Source organism: Bacillus sp. AFS029637 (assembly GCF_002584985.1).
Classification (GTDB): domain Bacteria; phylum Bacillota; class Bacilli; order Bacillales; family Bacillaceae_G; genus Bacillus_A.
Genome location: NZ_NUPZ01000017.1, coordinates 28,471 through 44,223 on the forward strand (window position 1 = coordinate 28,471; position 15,753 = coordinate 44,223).

The 15,753-nt window shown below is 35.1% G+C and carries 17 protein-coding genes, 1 pseudogene, 1 riboswitch and 1 other annotated feature; of the genes and pseudogenes, 11 read left to right on the forward strand and 7 right to left on the reverse strand.

Going from position 1 to position 15,753, the window contains the following annotated elements:
- Positions 1–460: 460 nt before the first annotated feature.
- Positions 461–2,320 (reverse strand): GMC family oxidoreductase, encoded by a 1,860-nt coding sequence (locus tag COE49_RS07125; RefSeq protein WP_098945796.1) that lies wholly within the window; start codon positions 2,318–2,320, stop codon positions 461–463.
- 482 nt (positions 2,321–2,802) lie between these two features.
- On the opposite strand from COE49_RS07125, the gene COE49_RS07130 reads away from it, so the two are divergent.
- Both COE49_RS07130 and COE49_RS07135 read left to right on the forward strand, forming a co-directional pair.
- Positions 2,803–3,432, forward strand: coding sequence for a LysE family translocator (locus COE49_RS07130; RefSeq protein ID WP_098356794.1), 630 nt, complete (start codon positions 2,803–2,805; stop codon positions 3,430–3,432).
- 174 nt (positions 3,433–3,606) lie between these two features.
- The gene (locus COE49_RS07135; RefSeq protein ID WP_098356795.1) at positions 3,607–4,134 is read left to right on the forward strand and encodes a DUF3841 domain-containing protein; all 528 of its coding nucleotides are present in this window, start codon (positions 3,607–3,609) and stop codon (positions 4,132–4,134) included.
- 42 nt (positions 4,135–4,176) lie between these two features.
- On the opposite strand, the gene COE49_RS28325 is transcribed toward COE49_RS07135, so the two are convergent.
- The 3 genes from COE49_RS28325 to COE49_RS07145 all read right to left on the reverse strand — a co-directional run bounded on the left by COE49_RS28325 (position 4,177) and on the right by COE49_RS07145 (position 5,261).
- A complete protein-coding gene (locus COE49_RS28325) occupies positions 4,177–4,413 on the reverse strand; it encodes an IS3 family transposase (protein ID WP_141555242.1) in 237 nt (78 codons plus the stop codon).
- Positions 4,377–4,520, reverse strand: a complete 144-nt coding sequence (locus tag COE49_RS27545) for a hypothetical protein (RefSeq protein ID WP_000945246.1) — start codon at positions 4,518–4,520, stop codon at positions 4,377–4,379. The genes COE49_RS28325 and COE49_RS27545 overlap by 37 nt, the downstream gene beginning before the upstream one ends.
- Positions 4,521–4,617: 97 nt before the next feature.
- Positions 4,618–4,760, reverse strand: a riboswitch (cyclic di-AMP (ydaO/yuaA leader).
- 33 nt (positions 4,761–4,793) lie between these two features.
- On the reverse strand, positions 4,794–5,261 hold the full coding sequence (locus tag COE49_RS07145; protein ID WP_098945797.1) for a GNAT family N-acetyltransferase: 468 nt from the start codon (positions 5,259–5,261) through the stop codon (positions 4,794–4,796).
- 208 nt (positions 5,262–5,469) lie between these two features.
- Here COE49_RS07145 and COE49_RS07150 point away from each other — a divergent pair, with 208 nt between their 5' ends.
- Positions 5,470–5,718 carry a GlsB/YeaQ/YmgE family stress response membrane protein gene (locus tag COE49_RS07150; protein WP_088229743.1) on the forward strand — a complete coding sequence of 83 codons (249 nt, stop codon included), beginning with the start codon at positions 5,470–5,472 and terminating at the stop codon, positions 5,716–5,718.
- 63 nt (positions 5,719–5,781) lie between these two features.
- Positions 5,782–6,903 (forward strand): AI-2E family transporter, encoded by a 1,122-nt coding sequence (locus COE49_RS07155; RefSeq protein ID WP_140417287.1) that lies wholly within the window; start codon positions 5,782–5,784, stop codon positions 6,901–6,903.
- A 29-nt stretch (positions 6,904–6,932) separates the two neighbouring features.
- Here COE49_RS07155 and COE49_RS07160 read toward each other — a convergent pair whose 3' ends face one another.
- The gene (locus COE49_RS07160) at positions 6,933–8,090 is read right to left on the reverse strand and encodes a 1-deoxy-D-xylulose-5-phosphate reductoisomerase (RefSeq protein ID WP_088229741.1); all 1,158 of its coding nucleotides are present in this window, start codon (positions 8,088–8,090) and stop codon (positions 6,933–6,935) included.
- Positions 8,091–8,228: 138 nt separating this feature from the next.
- Positions 8,229–8,436: a binding site (T-box leader), on the forward strand.
- Positions 8,437–8,479: 43 nt separating this feature from the next.
- On the opposite strand from COE49_RS07160, the gene COE49_RS07165 reads away from it, so the two are divergent.
- From COE49_RS07165 to COE49_RS07190, 6 genes and pseudogenes are all read left to right on the forward strand, one after another.
- Entirely contained in the window at positions 8,480–9,478 is a 999-nt protein-coding gene (locus COE49_RS07165) for a tryptophan--tRNA ligase (protein WP_088229740.1), read from the forward strand.
- 211 nt (positions 9,479–9,689) lie between these two features.
- The gene (locus tag COE49_RS07170; protein ID WP_098356796.1) at positions 9,690–10,253 is read left to right on the forward strand and encodes a maltose acetyltransferase domain-containing protein; all 564 of its coding nucleotides are present in this window, start codon (positions 9,690–9,692) and stop codon (positions 10,251–10,253) included.
- A gap of 56 nt (positions 10,254–10,309) precedes the next feature.
- A pseudogene (locus tag COE49_RS07175) lies at positions 10,310–11,502 on the forward strand (MFS transporter).
- Positions 11,503–11,625: 123 nt separating this feature from the next.
- The gene (locus COE49_RS07180) at positions 11,626–12,666 is read left to right on the forward strand and encodes an ROK family transcriptional regulator (RefSeq protein ID WP_140417286.1); all 1,041 of its coding nucleotides are present in this window, start codon (positions 11,626–11,628) and stop codon (positions 12,664–12,666) included.
- A 61-nt stretch (positions 12,667–12,727) separates the two neighbouring features.
- A complete protein-coding gene (locus COE49_RS07185) occupies positions 12,728–13,108 on the forward strand; it encodes a VOC family protein (RefSeq protein WP_088229737.1) in 381 nt (126 codons plus the stop codon).
- Positions 13,109–13,202: 94 nt separating this feature from the next.
- Positions 13,203–13,457, forward strand: coding sequence for a YbeF family protein (locus COE49_RS07190; RefSeq protein ID WP_088229736.1), 255 nt, complete (start codon positions 13,203–13,205; stop codon positions 13,455–13,457).
- Positions 13,458–13,568: 111 nt separating this feature from the next.
- Here the strand turns inward: COE49_RS07190 and COE49_RS07195 are convergent, their stop codons facing one another.
- Together COE49_RS07195 and COE49_RS07200 are read right to left on the reverse strand one after the other, a co-directional pair.
- On the reverse strand, positions 13,569–14,018 hold the full coding sequence (locus COE49_RS07195) for an NUDIX hydrolase (RefSeq protein ID WP_088229735.1): 450 nt from the start codon (positions 14,016–14,018) through the stop codon (positions 13,569–13,571).
- 17 nt (positions 14,019–14,035) lie between these two features.
- The gene (locus COE49_RS07200; RefSeq protein ID WP_088229734.1) at positions 14,036–14,875 is read right to left on the reverse strand and encodes a DUF2785 domain-containing protein; all 840 of its coding nucleotides are present in this window, start codon (positions 14,873–14,875) and stop codon (positions 14,036–14,038) included.
- A 123-nt stretch (positions 14,876–14,998) separates the two neighbouring features.
- On the opposite strand from COE49_RS07200, the gene COE49_RS07205 reads away from it, so the two are divergent.
- Positions 14,999–15,718, forward strand: coding sequence for an N-acetyltransferase (locus COE49_RS07205; protein WP_098883068.1), 720 nt, complete (start codon positions 14,999–15,001; stop codon positions 15,716–15,718).
- Positions 15,719–15,753 lie beyond the last annotated feature (35 nt).

A 15,753-nucleotide genomic window follows, 5' to 3' on the forward strand; every position in this document is an offset into this window, starting at 1 on the left:
TAAATGTAAAAGAGAGGAATCTATTTTGAAAAAGATTCCTCTCTTTTTTATAAGAAGATCTCTCAGATAATCTGAGAAATCTTTAAAATATGTATAATTATTTTTTACTGGCAACATAAATAAAGGTTACTTTATTTTCATTAATGCCCTCGGTCTTAATTTCTAATTGATTATCTTTTGTTGTAATCGTTAGTGTTAATAATTTAATATTGCCGTTTCCAGTTTCTAAAGAATCTCCTGTGAAAAAAGTTGTAGTTCGTCAGATACAGAAATAGACATACAAAAAACGCCATCCTTTCCTATGATTCTACAGAAAGAATAACGTATTTTTTCATTTTGAGGATATTTCTTTTTATTAGTTTGATAGCGATGGGGTTCGTCCTCACAAGGCAAGCTAGCATTCTAGCTAAAATGCTAGCTCTAAATCAAAAAATAAGAATAAGACTAATAAATATTTAATTTATATTTTTTTAATCTCATTTTCATAATCATCAAGTTCCATATCTGTCATTACATATGAGGAGGAATCCTCTTTTATAAACCGTACCGCATTTAGTCCGATCATCTGAGCAGCGGCTGACGGCTGACCGTCCGGTAAAAGAGGCGAAATAGACAGGTCGGCAACCTTAAGATTTTGTGTACCAAACACATTAAGGAATCCATCGACAACCCCTTCTTGAATCGTCTGTCCCATCCGACACTGCCCGCCTATAGAGAAGTTCGTGTAAGCGGCTTTGACATAATTCTCAAGCTGACGTTGTTTGTTAGGATCGTTGTCAGGTAGCTGGAATATACTCTCGGGAGGATAAACAACTTTCCCGATGCCGTTATTTGGGTATTTCAGTGGATCTCTAGCTTCTACAATAATATTATAAATTCTCTTATATTGATCGACCATATACGTTAGGTCATTGGGATTTTCTAACGGATGAAAGTCAAGGGATGGATAAGCCTCTGGATCGCTATGCTCCACTAGCACTGTCCCTCTGCTTTTTGTATTCACGTCTATAATACCGAAACTCATGATACTTGGAGTGGTTTGGAAAGTTAAATCAAAACTCCAACCATTGCTGATTACATCTGAAGCAGGGAGAAAAAATGGGATAGGAGCCCCTATCAATTGGAGACGACGACTTTCTAGTAGATTCAGTGGATTCTCTGCTTGGAAAGCACCTAGGATTAGTGGATAGTTTGGATCAGCAAAAAATATCGGAAGAAGTTGAGGGGTATCTATCTCGACTCCCAATCCAACATAACCTTGAATTTGAAGATTGTGACCAACATGTGGACTCTCTATCAATGTTGATATACCTGCTTTAGCCAAATCATCCGATTTACCGATTCCTGAACGTTGTAGAATGAGTGAAGAAAAGAATCCTGCAGAGACGATAATGCCTTTTCTTGCAAACTTTCTATGTGAAACGCCATCCTTGACAAATTCAACACCAACCGCAATGTTCAATCCATCTTTTTTCTTAAATAAGATTTTGTTAACGGTTGTTTTAGTTAAAATAACCAACTTTCTTCCATCAACTCCAAATTCATCTGAATTGGACTGGTTTCCTTGGCTGACAACATGGTCATTTAAATACCCTGTTGCGGTTGAGGATCGGACAAATTCACCGGGGCTAACCTCTTTTTGAATAATTTGCGTTTGATGAAATGTACAATCCCTTATGCCGGTATTATAGTCCGTAGCAATCGGTGTTCCCAATACAGTGTTTGTTGCTTGAACTAGCGTATTGATCAATCCATTAGGGGGGATACTCTGTTGCCTAATAAAAATCGGCCCTTGTGTTCCCCGTTCACTAGGGTCTTGTGTTGATCCTGTATAGGTTTCATTTTTTATGAACAAGGAGCTAATATTATCATAACTCCATTGATTACCAATAAGGCTTGCCCAATGGTTATACAACTCTTTACTCCCACGTACGGCGTACATGTCACTAATTTCTGAGCTTCCCCCTATGGTGCGACCATTTGTTGCAATAAGTGTACGTGAAATAGTTGGCTCTAGTTCAGAAGTAACATTAAAACTAAACCTGTTACCACGGGTTGTATTAATGGCGGCAATAACGCTAGGGTTACTTAGCTCATTCGTCATATTTGTTCCTGCTTCAAGCACTAGTACAGAAGTACTTTTGTCATCCGTTAATTCTTTGGCAATTACCCCTCCAGCAGTTCCAGCACCAATCACGATATAATCAAATTTGGTAGGGTCAGGGGGGATCGGCTCTGGAATGGCGCAAGGAAATGCACAAGGAAATAATGAATAAGGAAATGCACAAGGATTGAAACAATTTCTATTTTTTGATGGCATAAATAATCAAGCTCCTTTTTTTGCATTTAGTATATTAAATGTAAAAAAAGGAGTTGTCTCTTGTACCAGTGTCATTACTTTTAAAAATAATGTATGTTCTATACATGTAAGGTTATAGGGGGATTTTGATTCTTTAGGTTGGTGAGCATGGGATATCGCCAGCATTGCGAACAACCTAACAATAGAAACTATCCCATCGCCATTAAGTTAACGGTGCTAAAAGGGGATATGTGAGAGTTGTTTTTTTAAACTTCTACGATTGTACTAAAGATGGGCATAACAAATAAACCTTAACGTAGGTTGTATATTAGTGAGTTAGCTCCACTCCGTTAATTAATAAATAAAAATATGTAATTTTATTTATTAATTATAAACAAAGTGTTATTATTTTATTCTGAATATTAATCCTAATAAGAACTGTTATAAACACAAAAATAATTAAATCCACAAAAGGATAGTCTTAACATCGGAGGGATATTAAGTTGGTTTTTGAATTGTTTATCAAGGGAATAATCATTGGCATTAGTATAGCTGCTCCTGTCGGACCTATTGGAGTTTTATGCATAAGACGTACACTTGAGTACGGAAAATTTATTGGTTTTATTTCGGGTTTAGGCGCAGCAACAGCTGATGGTCTGTATGGAATGATTGCTGGACTCGGTTTAACAGTTGTAACTAATTTTTTAGTTGAACAACAAGGTTGGATTCATTTTATTGGTGGTGTGTTTTTACTATATCTAGGACTGAAAATTTTTATTTCAAAACCGTTAAAAACATCAGCTAAAGCCAATGGTAATACTGTTTTTGGAGCATATACTTCTACCTTTTTTTTAACCATTACAAATCCGGTAACCATTTTATCTTTCTTAGCCATTTTTTCTGGGTTAGGAATTTCTAATCCAAATGATGATACTATGACTGAATTGGCTGTAGTATTAGGAGTTTTTTTAGGTTCTACATTATGGTGGTTAACTCTCAGTAGTGTAACTGGAATATTGAAGAATCGAATAAAAAACTTTCCTTTCAATATTGTAAATCGTGTTTCTGGATTAATTATATTAATGTTTGGTTTATGGTCTATGTACAATTTATCGAAAGGATTTTTTAGTTAAAATAGAGTAGATAAGCTAGAATGGTGCCAACGACGTTTATTAAGGTGAGAAAGTAATGTACTAAGAAGAAGCCAATTGCAAAAGCTGCGTAGTCAATCCATCTTATTTGATGAGTTGTTATTTTAGGGTATATTATAATAAAAGATGATTAATAGTTAGATAGGAAGTGTTTATTTGATAGTATACACAGTAAAACCTCTTCATATATATAGGAAAATGCGAGACGACGGTTTTTATAAGGGTAATGAAAAATATGTTTGGCCAGAATTTAAATCTTCGTATGCTTGGATGATGGGACAGATGAAGGAAAGGCTTCCTAATTATGATGGTTCAACTTATCCTGTATGGCTTTGGCATAAAAGACCAGATCAGAACCGACCAGGGATGCTACCTAAAGGTCAAAAAGGTGTTATCATTGCATTAGACATACCGGAAGAGGATATTCTTTGGTCATGTTTTGATTCTTGGCATTATGTTTTAAACAAATGGCTATTAACTCAAACAGAAGAAGAGTATAACCAATTAGAAGAAGTTTATTCTGAAGAAGAAATGATATCTTCATGGTCCAATATTTTTGATTTTGATTGGTTAAAAAACTCAGAAGAAGATTGGCTTAGATTTGATCCAGATTGGATTCAGGGCGTAACACCACGTATTGAAATGAAAAACGTAATTAAAGTAAATCGGTTTATTGCTAAATAGAGGAGAGGGTTGACACTACAGTGACCTCTTTAAAAGGGGCAACTAAGCAACCTGAGTTCTATATTCATATGGGCTCAGGTGATTTGCTTTCTTTTGAAACCTTTGATGATTATAAAAATGTCTATATTTGTGTACGGCAAGTTTAAATGTAGTGAGGATATTATAAAAGAATAGGAAACAAAAAAGACAAGGAACGTCTTTATAGACACACCTTGCCTTTTTTGTTTTAAATAAATAGTGTTTTATCTTTTCGGTTGAAAAATATGCTGAAAGAAGTATTTGTGATGTAAGTTATCTACAACTTTATTTGCTTGATATGTGCGGTGTTGTTCGAGTCGAAGTCTTTGTTCCATCATTTTTATTGCGTGATCAGATAAACGTAACATAATGCATATCTCCTTTTCTATAAATATAGTCGTCTATTCGGTATCGATTCCATATTTATAATTAAGGAGGCAAAATGTGTAACATAGGCAAAGAGCACCTTCCTCTCCCATTACGCTTACGAGGTTAGCTGTCGGACTCGGGAAGTGAGAGTTTCCCTACTTAAAAAAGATTCGCCCCAAGTAGCATAGCTACAAAAATGGTTCCCCCGCTCCAAATTTTGGATTCAGCAAAAGGTTATATAAGGTAAAAAATAACATAAATAAACGAATGAGTCAAACTATTTTATTTTTTCTGTCTTTTTTAAGTTGTGTAAGTACTAGACCATCAGGGAATTCTGTATTTGTTACTTCAATGAAGCCGTGTTTTTTATATAATGCGATAGCGGGAGTATTTGCTTTTCCTGTTTGTACAATATATGTCATGGAAGAAGGGAACATGTTAAAAATATAAAGTAGTAGTTTCGTTGCGATTCCTTTTTGAAAAAAATCGGGCGATACAACGAGTCGGTGAATATCAATTAGATTTTCTTCGTGTATAAAAGAAATAAAGCCGACAAGTTTATTTTCAGAAAAATATCCATAGAATGTTTCACCGCAACTTTGAATATCGTTTACAGTATCATATAAACGAGGGATTGCGGTACTGTTTATATAGTCCGCTTCAATTGTATAAGCTGGTATTTGAACTTGTAAAATAGATGTTGCTACTTCATAAGAATGGGAAAGTAATTTATGAATCATAAAATATGAATCCTCCTTCAGAATAGTTATATCGATATAATTGATTGTTGGATAAGTTTGACAATGTTTTTCTGTTTTGCATATAATATATGTATCTCCATACGTAAAATAGTAGTAGGTATATTTCTATAGTGAAATATGATTAGTATTGATAAATACATATTTTTGTATTGAATCATACAACTATAATAGAAATGGAGGGCTAAAAATGGGATGGATTATCACATTAATAGTTGGTGCTATTATAGGTGCAATTGCTAGTTCTATAACGGGTAAAAATTTCCCAGGTGGTATGTTCGGCAATATTATCGCAGGCTTATTAGGTGCTTCGGTAGGCAGTAGATTATTTGGATCTTTTGGGCCATCATTTGGTGGGATTCATGTCGTGCCAGCATTATTAGGAGCAATCGTTTTAATTCTTATTGTATCATTTGTAGTGAAAGCTGCAAGGAAATAGAGATATAGATTATGATGAAAAGCCCTGATTAAGGGCTTTTCATCATTCAAAGAGGTGGTTTCATTGGATAAAGAAAATGTAAGAAAAAGAGATAAGTTGAAAAAGTTTTTTAGAGAACAAAATTATTTAGCGGTGTTACTTGGATTTGCATTATTGTTCATTAACATATTATTGCTAACAAAAATCTCCTTTGTATTTACCCCGTTTATTGTCTTTTTAAAAACAATTTTCTTCCCAGTATTATTGGCGGGCGTACTATTTTATATTTTACATCCATTCGTTTCACTTTTAGAAAAGAAAGGTGTTTCAAGAATCGTATCAATAGCTTCTATATATATAATAGTACTAGGATTATTTGTATTTTTAGTAGTAACAGTAATCCCGATTATTAAAGATCAAATTGATGCGTTAATACGTAACTTACCATATTTCGGTCATGAAATTGAACGTGCGGCACGTAGATTTGGGGAAAGTAATGTACTCGGTAAAATTCAAGAGAATTTAAATATAGATGTGGCAAACATGGTAAAAGACTACACAGTTGATTTTACAAAGTCATTATCATCAGTAACTGGGAATGTAACGGGATTTTTGAGTACTGTTACAGAGGTTGTGTTAACATTTGTAATGGTTCCGTTTATATTGTTCTATCTTTTAAAAGATGGTGAGCAATTACCGAATCACTTTTTGAAGTTTATTTCAGAACAAAGACGACCAGCAGCGAAGAACATACTAGATGATATGCATTATGCGATTAGCTCGTATATTAGAGGCCAAATTATCGTTAGCTTATTTATCGGTATTATGCTATTAATCGGTTACCTTATTATCGGTATTAAATATGCAGTACTACTTGCTATTTTAGCGATGATTGTAAATATCGTTCCGTACGTAGGGCCAGTTATTGCAATTACACCAGCTTTAATTATTGCATTTATTGACTCGCCAGCAATGGTTTTAAAAGTAATTATCGTTATGATGGTTGTACAATTAGCAGAAGGGAAATTTATTTCTCCGCAAGTTATGGGGAAAAAGCTAGATATTCACCCAATTACTATCATTTTTATTATTTTAACTGCCGGCAATTTATTTGGAATTATGGGGGTTATTTTAGCAATTCCAGGGTATGCGATATTAAAAGTTTTAGTTACGCATGGTTATAGATTTGTTAAGTTGAATACGTGAAAAAAAGAGCTAAAACAGTGGGAACTGTTTTAGCTCTTTTTTATTAACAATTCATTTGCATATTGGCGCGCCCATTGGTCCGCTTCTAATATAGCATCTAGTGAAGGATCTTTTACGTTATGATGAGCTTCAACTGTTTTGTAAATTGTTTTTTCAATATCGAAAAAGGCAATTTTATTTTTTAAGAATAGTGCATTCGCAATTTCATTTGCTGCATTTAATACAGCGGGAGTAGTACCACCGATTTTGCCACATTCATATGCGTATTGTAGACAAGGGAACTTCTCTAAATCTGGTTTTTCAAAATGTAAACTACCGATTTCTAATAAATTTAATTTTTCATAGGAAGAAGGTAGCCGAGTAGGATAGTGAAACGCATATTGAATCGGCATTCTCATATCAGGAGCACCGAGCTGTGCCATAACTGATCCATCAATAAATTCTACTAAAGAATGAATGATACTTTCTTTATGAATCATTACATCAATTTTTTCATACGGAATATCAAATAGCCATCTCGCTTCCATTACTTCAAAGCCTTTATTCATTAATGTGGCAGAATCAATCGTTAGTTTTGCACCCATTAACCAGTTTGGATGTTTTAAAGCGTCCTTAGCTTGTAATGTTTGCATTTCTTCACGTGTTTTATCACGAAAAGCACCACCGGAAGCTGTTACAATTAACTTCTCAATCTCTTTATTATTTTCGCCGTTTAAACATTGGAAAATAGCTGAATGCTCACTATCTACTGGAATTAAGCGACATCTGTTTTGTTTCGCTAGTTCAGTTACGATATGTCCAGCTGCAACCAAAGTTTCTTTATTAGCGATAGCGATATCTTTCTTCGCTTTTAATGCTTCAATTGTTGGGAGTAATCCTGAAACACCGACAACAGAGCTTAATACAAGATTTGAATCAGGGTGAGTAGCTACTGCAATTAAGCCATCAGTCCCGTGTATGATTTTTGTATTTGCTGAAATACGCGTACGAAGCTTGTCTGCTAAGTCTTTTGTCGCAACGCTTACAATACGAGGTTGAAACGTTTTGATTTGTTGCTCAAGAAGATCGATATTATAATTTGCGGTTAAACCGACGATTTTAAAATGTTCAGGATGAGCTGAAACGACATCTAATGCAGATGTGCCGATGGATCCTGTTGAACCTAAAATTGATATATATTTTACCATGAAAAAACCTCCAAAGTTGTTTCGAATATTTCTGCAAACCTATATAACATTAGACAATTGAAGTGGAAATTCCTGCTATATAAAATAGAAAATTAGGGTTTGTTTGGAAGTGAAATGTGATAAACTGTAAAAAATAACGAAAAAGCAATGAAAGAGAAGAGTACATATTCGGAACTTTTTAGAGAGCTGATGTGTGGTGGAAATCAGTAAGGGATGAATATGGAATGGGCTCCGGAGCTTCTAACTGAAATGAGTAGGTAAAGACGGTTACTTCACGTTAAGAAGTTGAAGTGAGCTATAATGATAGCTAATTAAGGTGGTACCGCGGGAGTTTCTCGTCCTTTTTAAGGATGAGAGGCTCTTTTTATTTTGAGAAAGGAGGAGTTAGTGTGAGTGAAAAAATAATGTTAACAGGAATTAAGCCGACAGGTTATCCACATTTAGGCAATTATATTGGTGCGATTAAACCTGCATTGCAAATGTCAAAGAATAATGAAGGAAAAGCATTGTATTTTATAGCGGATTATCATGCGTTAAATGCTGTGCATGATTCAGAAAAGTTCAGTAGTTATACGAAAGAGGTAGCAGCTACTTGGCTATCACTCGGGCTTGGAGAAGATGTTATTTTTTACCGCCAAACAGAAGTGCCGGAGATTCTAGAATTAGCTTGGATATTAGCTTGTCTAACTCCGAAAGGTCTTATGAATCGTGCTCATGCGTATAAAGCGAAGGTAGAGCAAAATAAAGAAGCGGGATTAGAGAACGATGCAGGAGTGAATATGGGGTTATATACGTACCCGATTTTAATGGCAGCTGACATTTTATTATTTCAAGCTACTCATGTACCGGTTGGAAAAGATCAAATTCAGCATATTGAAATTGCTCGTGATATTGCGACGTATTTTAATCATACGTTCGGCACGACATTTACGCTTCCAGAGTATGTCATACAAGAAGAAGGAGCAATATTACCAGGGCTTGATGGAAGAAAGATGAGTAAAAGTTACGGGAATGTGATCCCATTATTTGCTGAGCAAGAAAAACTGCGAAAATTGATATTTAAAATCAAAACAGATTCTTCACTTCCAAATGAACCGAAAGAACTAGAAACGTTATTTACAATATATAAAGAATTCGCGACAGAGGATGAAATACAGTCCATGCGTGAAAAATATGAGACTGGAATCGGATGGGGAGATGTGAAGAAAGAGTTATTCCGCGTTGTAGATCGTGAATTAGCAGGACCCCGTGAGAAATACGTTATGTATATGAATGAGCCAAATTTATTATATGAAGCGTTAGAAAAAGGTGCAGAGAGAGCGCGTACTATTGCGAAGGCAAATTTAGCAGAAATTAAAAAGCGGATTGGATTTGAGAGGGGACGCTGAGCGTTCCCTCATTTTTTCTATATAAATTATTCGTCATATCGATACGTAAAGTAAGGGGTTCACATTTCCTTTCGAAACTTATAAGTTGCATATATGAAAAAGTATGCTAATATAGGGGTACTTATTAAATGTATTTAATAAGTATAATCAAAGTCACTTATTAAAGTTGTTTAATAAGTGTAATTCATTCTATAACGAAGGAGATGATTGTATGAAAACAGAGAAAGAAAAGATGGTGGCAGGGGAAATGTATATGCCAGATGATGAAGGATTAGTAGCTGATAGGATTGAAGCAAAACGGTTAACGCGTCTTTATAACGAGGCTATGGAAACAGGAGATGAGTTGCGTTTTACTTTATTAAATCAGCTTTTAGGTTCTTCAGCTGACGGAATATCACATATTAAGCCTACTTTTCGTTGTGATTATGGTTACAATATCCATATTGGAAAGAACTTTTTCTCCAATTTCAATTGTGTGATTTTGGACGTTTGTGAAGTTCGAATTGGTGATAATTGTATGTTTGCACCTGGTGTTCACATTTATACTGCTACTCATCCGTTACAGGCAGCGGAACGGAACTCTGGCAAAGAATATGGAAAACCTGTAAAGATAGGTAACAACGTTTGGGTTGGCGGGGGAGCGATTATTAACCCTGGTATTTCAATTGGAGATAATGCTGTAATTGCTTCTGGAGCAGTTGTGACAAAAGATGTACCTAATAATGTAGTAGTTGGAGGTAACCCAGCTAAAGTGATTAAAACGATAGAAGAATAAAAAGTGTTTTCATTAGAGTGTAAATTATCGTATAGACAATTTGAAAGGTGTTTCATATGAAGAAATATTGTACCGATAATCATACAAAGACATTATTTGCCGCTAGAAATGCTCTATTTCTTTTATTTGCTTTGCCAGGTGTCGCGTTTGCTACATGGATTTCAAGAACAGCAGCGACGCGGGATATTTTAGCAGTGTCAAATGCAGAAATGGGCTGGATTTTGTTCGGACTATCTGTCGGCTCAATAATTGGTCTACTAAGTGCAAGTCATTTCATTGACTATAAGGGAGCTAGAGACGTTATTATAGGCAGTATGTTTTTGATGATTGTTGGATTACTATGTTTAGGTATTACTATTTATTTTGTTTCCAGCATGGGGGCTTTTAGTAGCTTACTAGTATTTGGAGTAGGATATGGATTGGCGGAAGTTTCATTGAATGTAGAAGGTTCTTCCATTGAGCAGAAACTAGGAACGACACTTCTTCCGAAATTCCACGGTTTTTTAGTATAGGAACTTTAGTAGGTGCGCTTAGCGGTTCTGTTGCTGCCTCGCTCCATATCCCTATTATATATCAATTTTTTGCAGTTTCTCTTGTGTCTTTATTACTTGTATGTATGTTGTATCGTTTTCTTCCGCATGGAATAGGAAAGAAGGAGATATCGCCGAACAAAAAGCGAGCGAAGCATACGTCCTTACGTATGGAAAAAAAGGTGCTTTTAATTGGTCTTTTTGTGCTTGGAATGGCATTTGTAGAAGGAAGTGCAAATGATTGGCTACCTATTATAATGGTAGACGGACATGGACAAAGTGTAGTGACAGGTTCTATTATGTACACTATTTTTGTATCGGCAATGACGTTAGCTCGTATGTGTAGCAGTTATTTCCTTGATCGGTTCGGTCGTGTGGCTGTCGTACGTGCTACGATTATGATGGCGATTATAGGAATTTCAATCGTCATATTTGGGAGTAACTCGTATTTTCTAGCATTTGGTGTCGTGCTGTGGGGGACTGGTGCGGCGCTAGGTTTCCCGATTGGTCTTTCAGCCGCTGGAGATGATAGTGAAAACGCGACTTCTAATGTTGCTGCAGTTTCTATAATCGGTTTTACAGCCTTTTTAGTCGGACCACCATTTTTAGGTATACTGGGGGAAGCATTCGGAATACGCAATGCCTTGCTAGCTGTTTTATTATTTGTTCTCTTGTCCGGAATCGTATCGTCTGTTACGAGAGAGAATACATCGAGCTAAATAAGGAGTACATGCTAGCGGAAATATAGCATCTCTATTGCTTTAGAAAATGATGTATGATATATTGTCAACGCAACTTATTAAAAGTGTTTAATAAGTATGTTGATTAAGGTGGTGAGCGATTTGAGTGAACAATTTGTTACTCAAAAATCGATTAAAGAGACGATCCTTCGCGGCATTCGTACAGCTCTTCTAGAGCGAGGTAGTGCAACGAAAGTTGAACTTAGTAATACATTAGAAATTAGTTTTCCAACGATAAGCAAATTTATAGAAAAAATGAAACAAGACGGTGAAGTCACTTTAGTCGGTTTAGATGATTCAAGTGGCGGAAGAAGAGCAAAACGATATGCATATAATCCGGAATATATGTTAGGAGTAGCGATATTTTTAGAAAAAAATGAGACGAACTATACAATTTTTAACTGTTTAGGGGAAGTGAAAGAACAAGGCAGTACGTCAAGTGTATTAATGGATACGGGCCTAAGTCTATTAACAGAACATATAGAAAGTCTAATAGCTACATTTCCGAAAATAAGTTCAATATCAATTGGTGTGCCTGGTGCAGTCGATAATGGGCGTATTTTCTACATTCCTGGATATGAAAAGTTTCAAAATTTTAATTTGAAAAATCACTTGGAAGAACGGTTTTCTATACCTGTAGTAATAGAAAACGATATGAATGCTGCAGTGCTCGGCTATCATAAAAACTCAGGAAGTAATGACAATTCATCTCTTGTATATTTGTATGCAGGTCAAAACGGTCCAGGTGCCGGGATTATGGTAAATGGAGATGTCGTACGAGGAAGTACCTTTTTCTCAGGAGAGATATCTTTCGTTCCGCAGTATGATAATAAAAATTTCTTGCAAGCTTTGAGAAGTGGGGACGAAGTGAAAAAATCCGATAATCCAGAGGAATATAATATAGATGCTATGACCCGTTTAATAGCTACATTTATAGCTATTATTAACCCTCATGCTTTTATTTTCTGCGATGATGAAGTGAACCAATTTGTAATAGATCAAATTATAAAAAATTGTCCGCAGTACATTCCAGCAGAGCATATTCCGAAAATAACAGTGAGTGATTGGAAAGAAGATTATTTATATGGATTAAAAAGCCTTGGACTTGATCTCATGATTACGAAAACAAACAAAGAAAGTTAAATGTACTGGCAATGAAGCATCCAATTGCCAGTTGAATAACATAAAAGAAAAGGTGTCGATTATGAAAATTGAACATGTAGCAATTTGGGTGAATGATTTAGAAAGAATGCGTGATTTTTATAAACAATACTTCGATGGTGAAGAAAATAGCTTATATCACAATCCGAAAAAGAAGTTTGAATCTTATTTCATAACTTTTGAAGGTGGTGCGCGTCTAGAACTTATGAAGCAGGTAGGGATAGATGATGCAATACAAACACAAACAATAGGATATGCACATATTGCTTTTTCTGTAGGTAGTAAAGAAAAGGTGAACGAATTAACGAATATATTAAGAGAAGCAGGATACCCTGTGTTAAATGGTCCACGCACTACAGGAGATGGTTACTATGAAAGTGTAGTAAGTGACCCTGAAGGAAATCAAATTGAGATAACAATCTAACATTTTATTACTAATTGATAAAAGTATAAAACTTTGTTGTTCCCCAAAATGTGTATGAGAAATCTATTATTTCTTTAGAAAGGGGGACATAACGGTGAGTGAGTCAATTTTGATTTTCTGTATATATCCATTGCTTATTTGTATTTTTTCAATAGCTGTGACATATAGAATAGGTACACTTTACGTGATGCCAATGGTCACATTTTTTATTTTTCTTACGTTAAATGTTACATTGCATGATCCATCATTTTTCTTTTGGGTTGGCATGTATACTATTTTTGCATTTCTTGTTTCCTATATAACTATACTTTTTGTAAAGGGATATAAAGTTGTAGAAAGAGAACGTTAATATCGTTTTGGGGGAAATAGGGATTTATGGTGAACGGTAACAACCTCATTTCGCGTTATCATGACGGGAAATGAGGTTGTTTTATTTCTATATAAAATTATGTAACGTTTGTTAATTGGAGTGCTGAAACTCCTTAATAATACGCTTAATAACTGGATGAAGAGTACTAGGCAATTCATCAAGTGGGAAAAAGCGTAATTCTTTTGACTCAGTTTGATCACATACAAGCTCACCTTGGAACTCTCGGCAAATATAAACAGCGAGTACACCGTGTACTTGATCGCCATTTGGATAGATTTGAAAGAAATCTGGTCCTGAGTATGTGCGGAACAGTTCTGGCTTTTCAATGATAAGCCCAGTTTCTTCAAATACTTCTCGTTTTAAAGCATCTTCTAACGTTTCGTTATATTCTAAGGCACCGCCAATAATGCCCCAGCGGTTAAAATCTGTCCGGAGCTGCAGTAATACTTCATCGTTTTCATTTAATATAATGGCGTGTGATCCTATTAGAATAAGTGGATGATTTCCTACTAGATTTCTCATATCTTCAATATAACCCATGTCATTGCTCCTTGTATTTAATAATAGTTAGGAAGTTCTTTTAACATTCTTTCTGTTTTACGTGCTGTAAAGGCTAAGTTATGATCATCTTTTGTTCTAAAAAATAATGTGCGTAAAAAGATTTTAATGTTCGCACATAAAATACAATACTCATTAAGTGAAAGGCGTTTTCTAATTTGAGGAAGCCTTTTTATTTTTTTATGAATAATTGAAATTAAAGTATCTTGCGGGAAGTCATGATACAGCATTGCTAGTAATGGAGTAACGATACGTTCATCTTCGTTATTATGAAAAAGATCAGACGGAATGAAAATTTTATTTAATAAACAATGAATTAATTCTTCATACCACTGAAAGGTCGTATAAGAATTGTGAACAATTTCAGTAATGGCATCAGATACGTGGGCGATACAATGAGCCCATCCTTTATTTTCAATATAGCCTCGAAAATCCATTTCCAAGTTTGTATATGTAATGAGTTTGTTTTTTATTTCCTCGATATCCTCCTCTGTAAAAAAGTAGTGCGAGTTAGCGAATTGGAGTATTAATGCAATTAACGAAACAGTGTAAGAACGTGTGAAAACCCCATCTGTTTGTGGGGAGTGAATGTCACAATATAAATACTCATCACTTAAACAAGTATGTAAAAGTAATTTCAGCTGATCGTCCATAAGGAATTCATGATGAATAAAATGAGCAAAACATTTATATATAAGTTGGTAACGAACATAACTGTCAGTCGTTCCGATATATTGAAGCATGTTTAAAGTTAACTCATTTATATCTATATGTTGCAGTTGCGTATAGTCATTTTGTTGTATAAGCTCTAACTGTTGTTGCAGCGCTGTAATATCCAATGGAGAACCTCCTTCGCACTTTAAAGATGCGATCTTTTCTAGTATTCTATATATTCAAGGACAATCCTGCACATGCAAAGAGAACGAGTAGAAATTCGAGTATGACATAGATGAGGGCTGAATATGACGACTATAGAACTGTTAGAAAAACATTTTAAAATAAGAAGAAGTGCTTCTTTAATAATGATAAAAGAAAATAATGCAGAGGTTTTTACAGAAGAGCAATTGGAAGAGATGCTGCAGTATTGCGTTGCTGAGGCGGAGAAAGATGGAATAGAAATACATATTGAGATTTCTTCAAAAAGCCCAAATTATGATGTGTATAAGAAATGTTTCGAAACGTATTCAATTGAATATGTTACGGAAAACATCATTGTATATAAGGATATATACGAAGTAGAAGATGTGGAAAGTGAAATTGATTTTAAGCTTATTGAAGAAGTGGGAGAAGATGCTTTTTATTCCCTTTGGAAGGAAGTAACGGGAGAACAAGTCGCTTCGGATCAATTTGTAATTATGATGGAACAAGAAATTGGTGGGCAATGGAAAGAACATTGTTTAACAGCGGGTGTAGGTGAAAAGCAAATAGGAATTGTAATCCCGCACATTGAAAGAGGTACGTTAGAAGAAGGGAAACTTATGTATTTCGCAGTCACTCCAAATATGCGAAATAAAGGGTACGAAGCAGCATTCTTTACAGGGGCGATGTTCGTTTTAAAAGAAATAGGCGCATCTTATTATATTGGTGAAGCAAATGTGCAAAATGAGTGGATGAAGGATGTTTTTGAAAAGAACGGATGTCAGCTGCTGAGTTCAACTGAGAGATATGTGAGAAAGTTTTAGGAGGATGAATGATGTATACTCTCGAACTCGTATAG

What these genes read in the sequence shown, in the direction of transcription:
- COE49_RS07125 (WP_098945796.1), bottom strand. Translation starts at nt 2,320, where the DNA reads ATGCCATCAAAAAATAGAAATTGTTTCAATCCTTGTGCATTTCCTTAT.
- COE49_RS27545 (WP_000945246.1), bottom strand. Translation starts at nt 4,520, where the DNA reads ATGTTACGTTTATCTGATCACGCAATAAAAATGATGGAACAAAGACTT.
- COE49_RS07145 (WP_098945797.1), bottom strand. Translation starts at nt 5,261, where the DNA reads ATGATTCATAAATTACTTTCCCATTCTTATGAAGTAGCAACATCTATT.
- COE49_RS07150 (WP_088229743.1), top strand. Translation starts at nt 5,470, where the DNA reads ATGGGATGGATTATCACATTAATAGTTGGTGCTATTATAGGTGCAATT.
- COE49_RS07160 (WP_088229741.1), bottom strand. Translation starts at nt 8,090, where the DNA reads ATGGTAAAATATATATCAATTTTAGGTTCAACAGGATCCATCGGCACA.
- COE49_RS07170 (WP_098356796.1), top strand. Translation starts at nt 9,690, where the DNA reads ATGAAAACAGAGAAAGAAAAGATGGTGGCAGGGGAAATGTATATGCCA.
- COE49_RS07185 (WP_088229737.1), top strand. Translation starts at nt 12,728, where the DNA reads ATGAAAATTGAACATGTAGCAATTTGGGTGAATGATTTAGAAAGAATG.
- COE49_RS07195 (WP_088229735.1), bottom strand. Translation starts at nt 14,018, where the DNA reads ATGGGTTATATTGAAGATATGAGAAATCTAGTAGGAAATCATCCACTT.
- COE49_RS07205 (WP_098883068.1), top strand. Translation starts at nt 14,999, where the DNA reads ATGACGACTATAGAACTGTTAGAAAAACATTTTAAAATAAGAAGAAGT.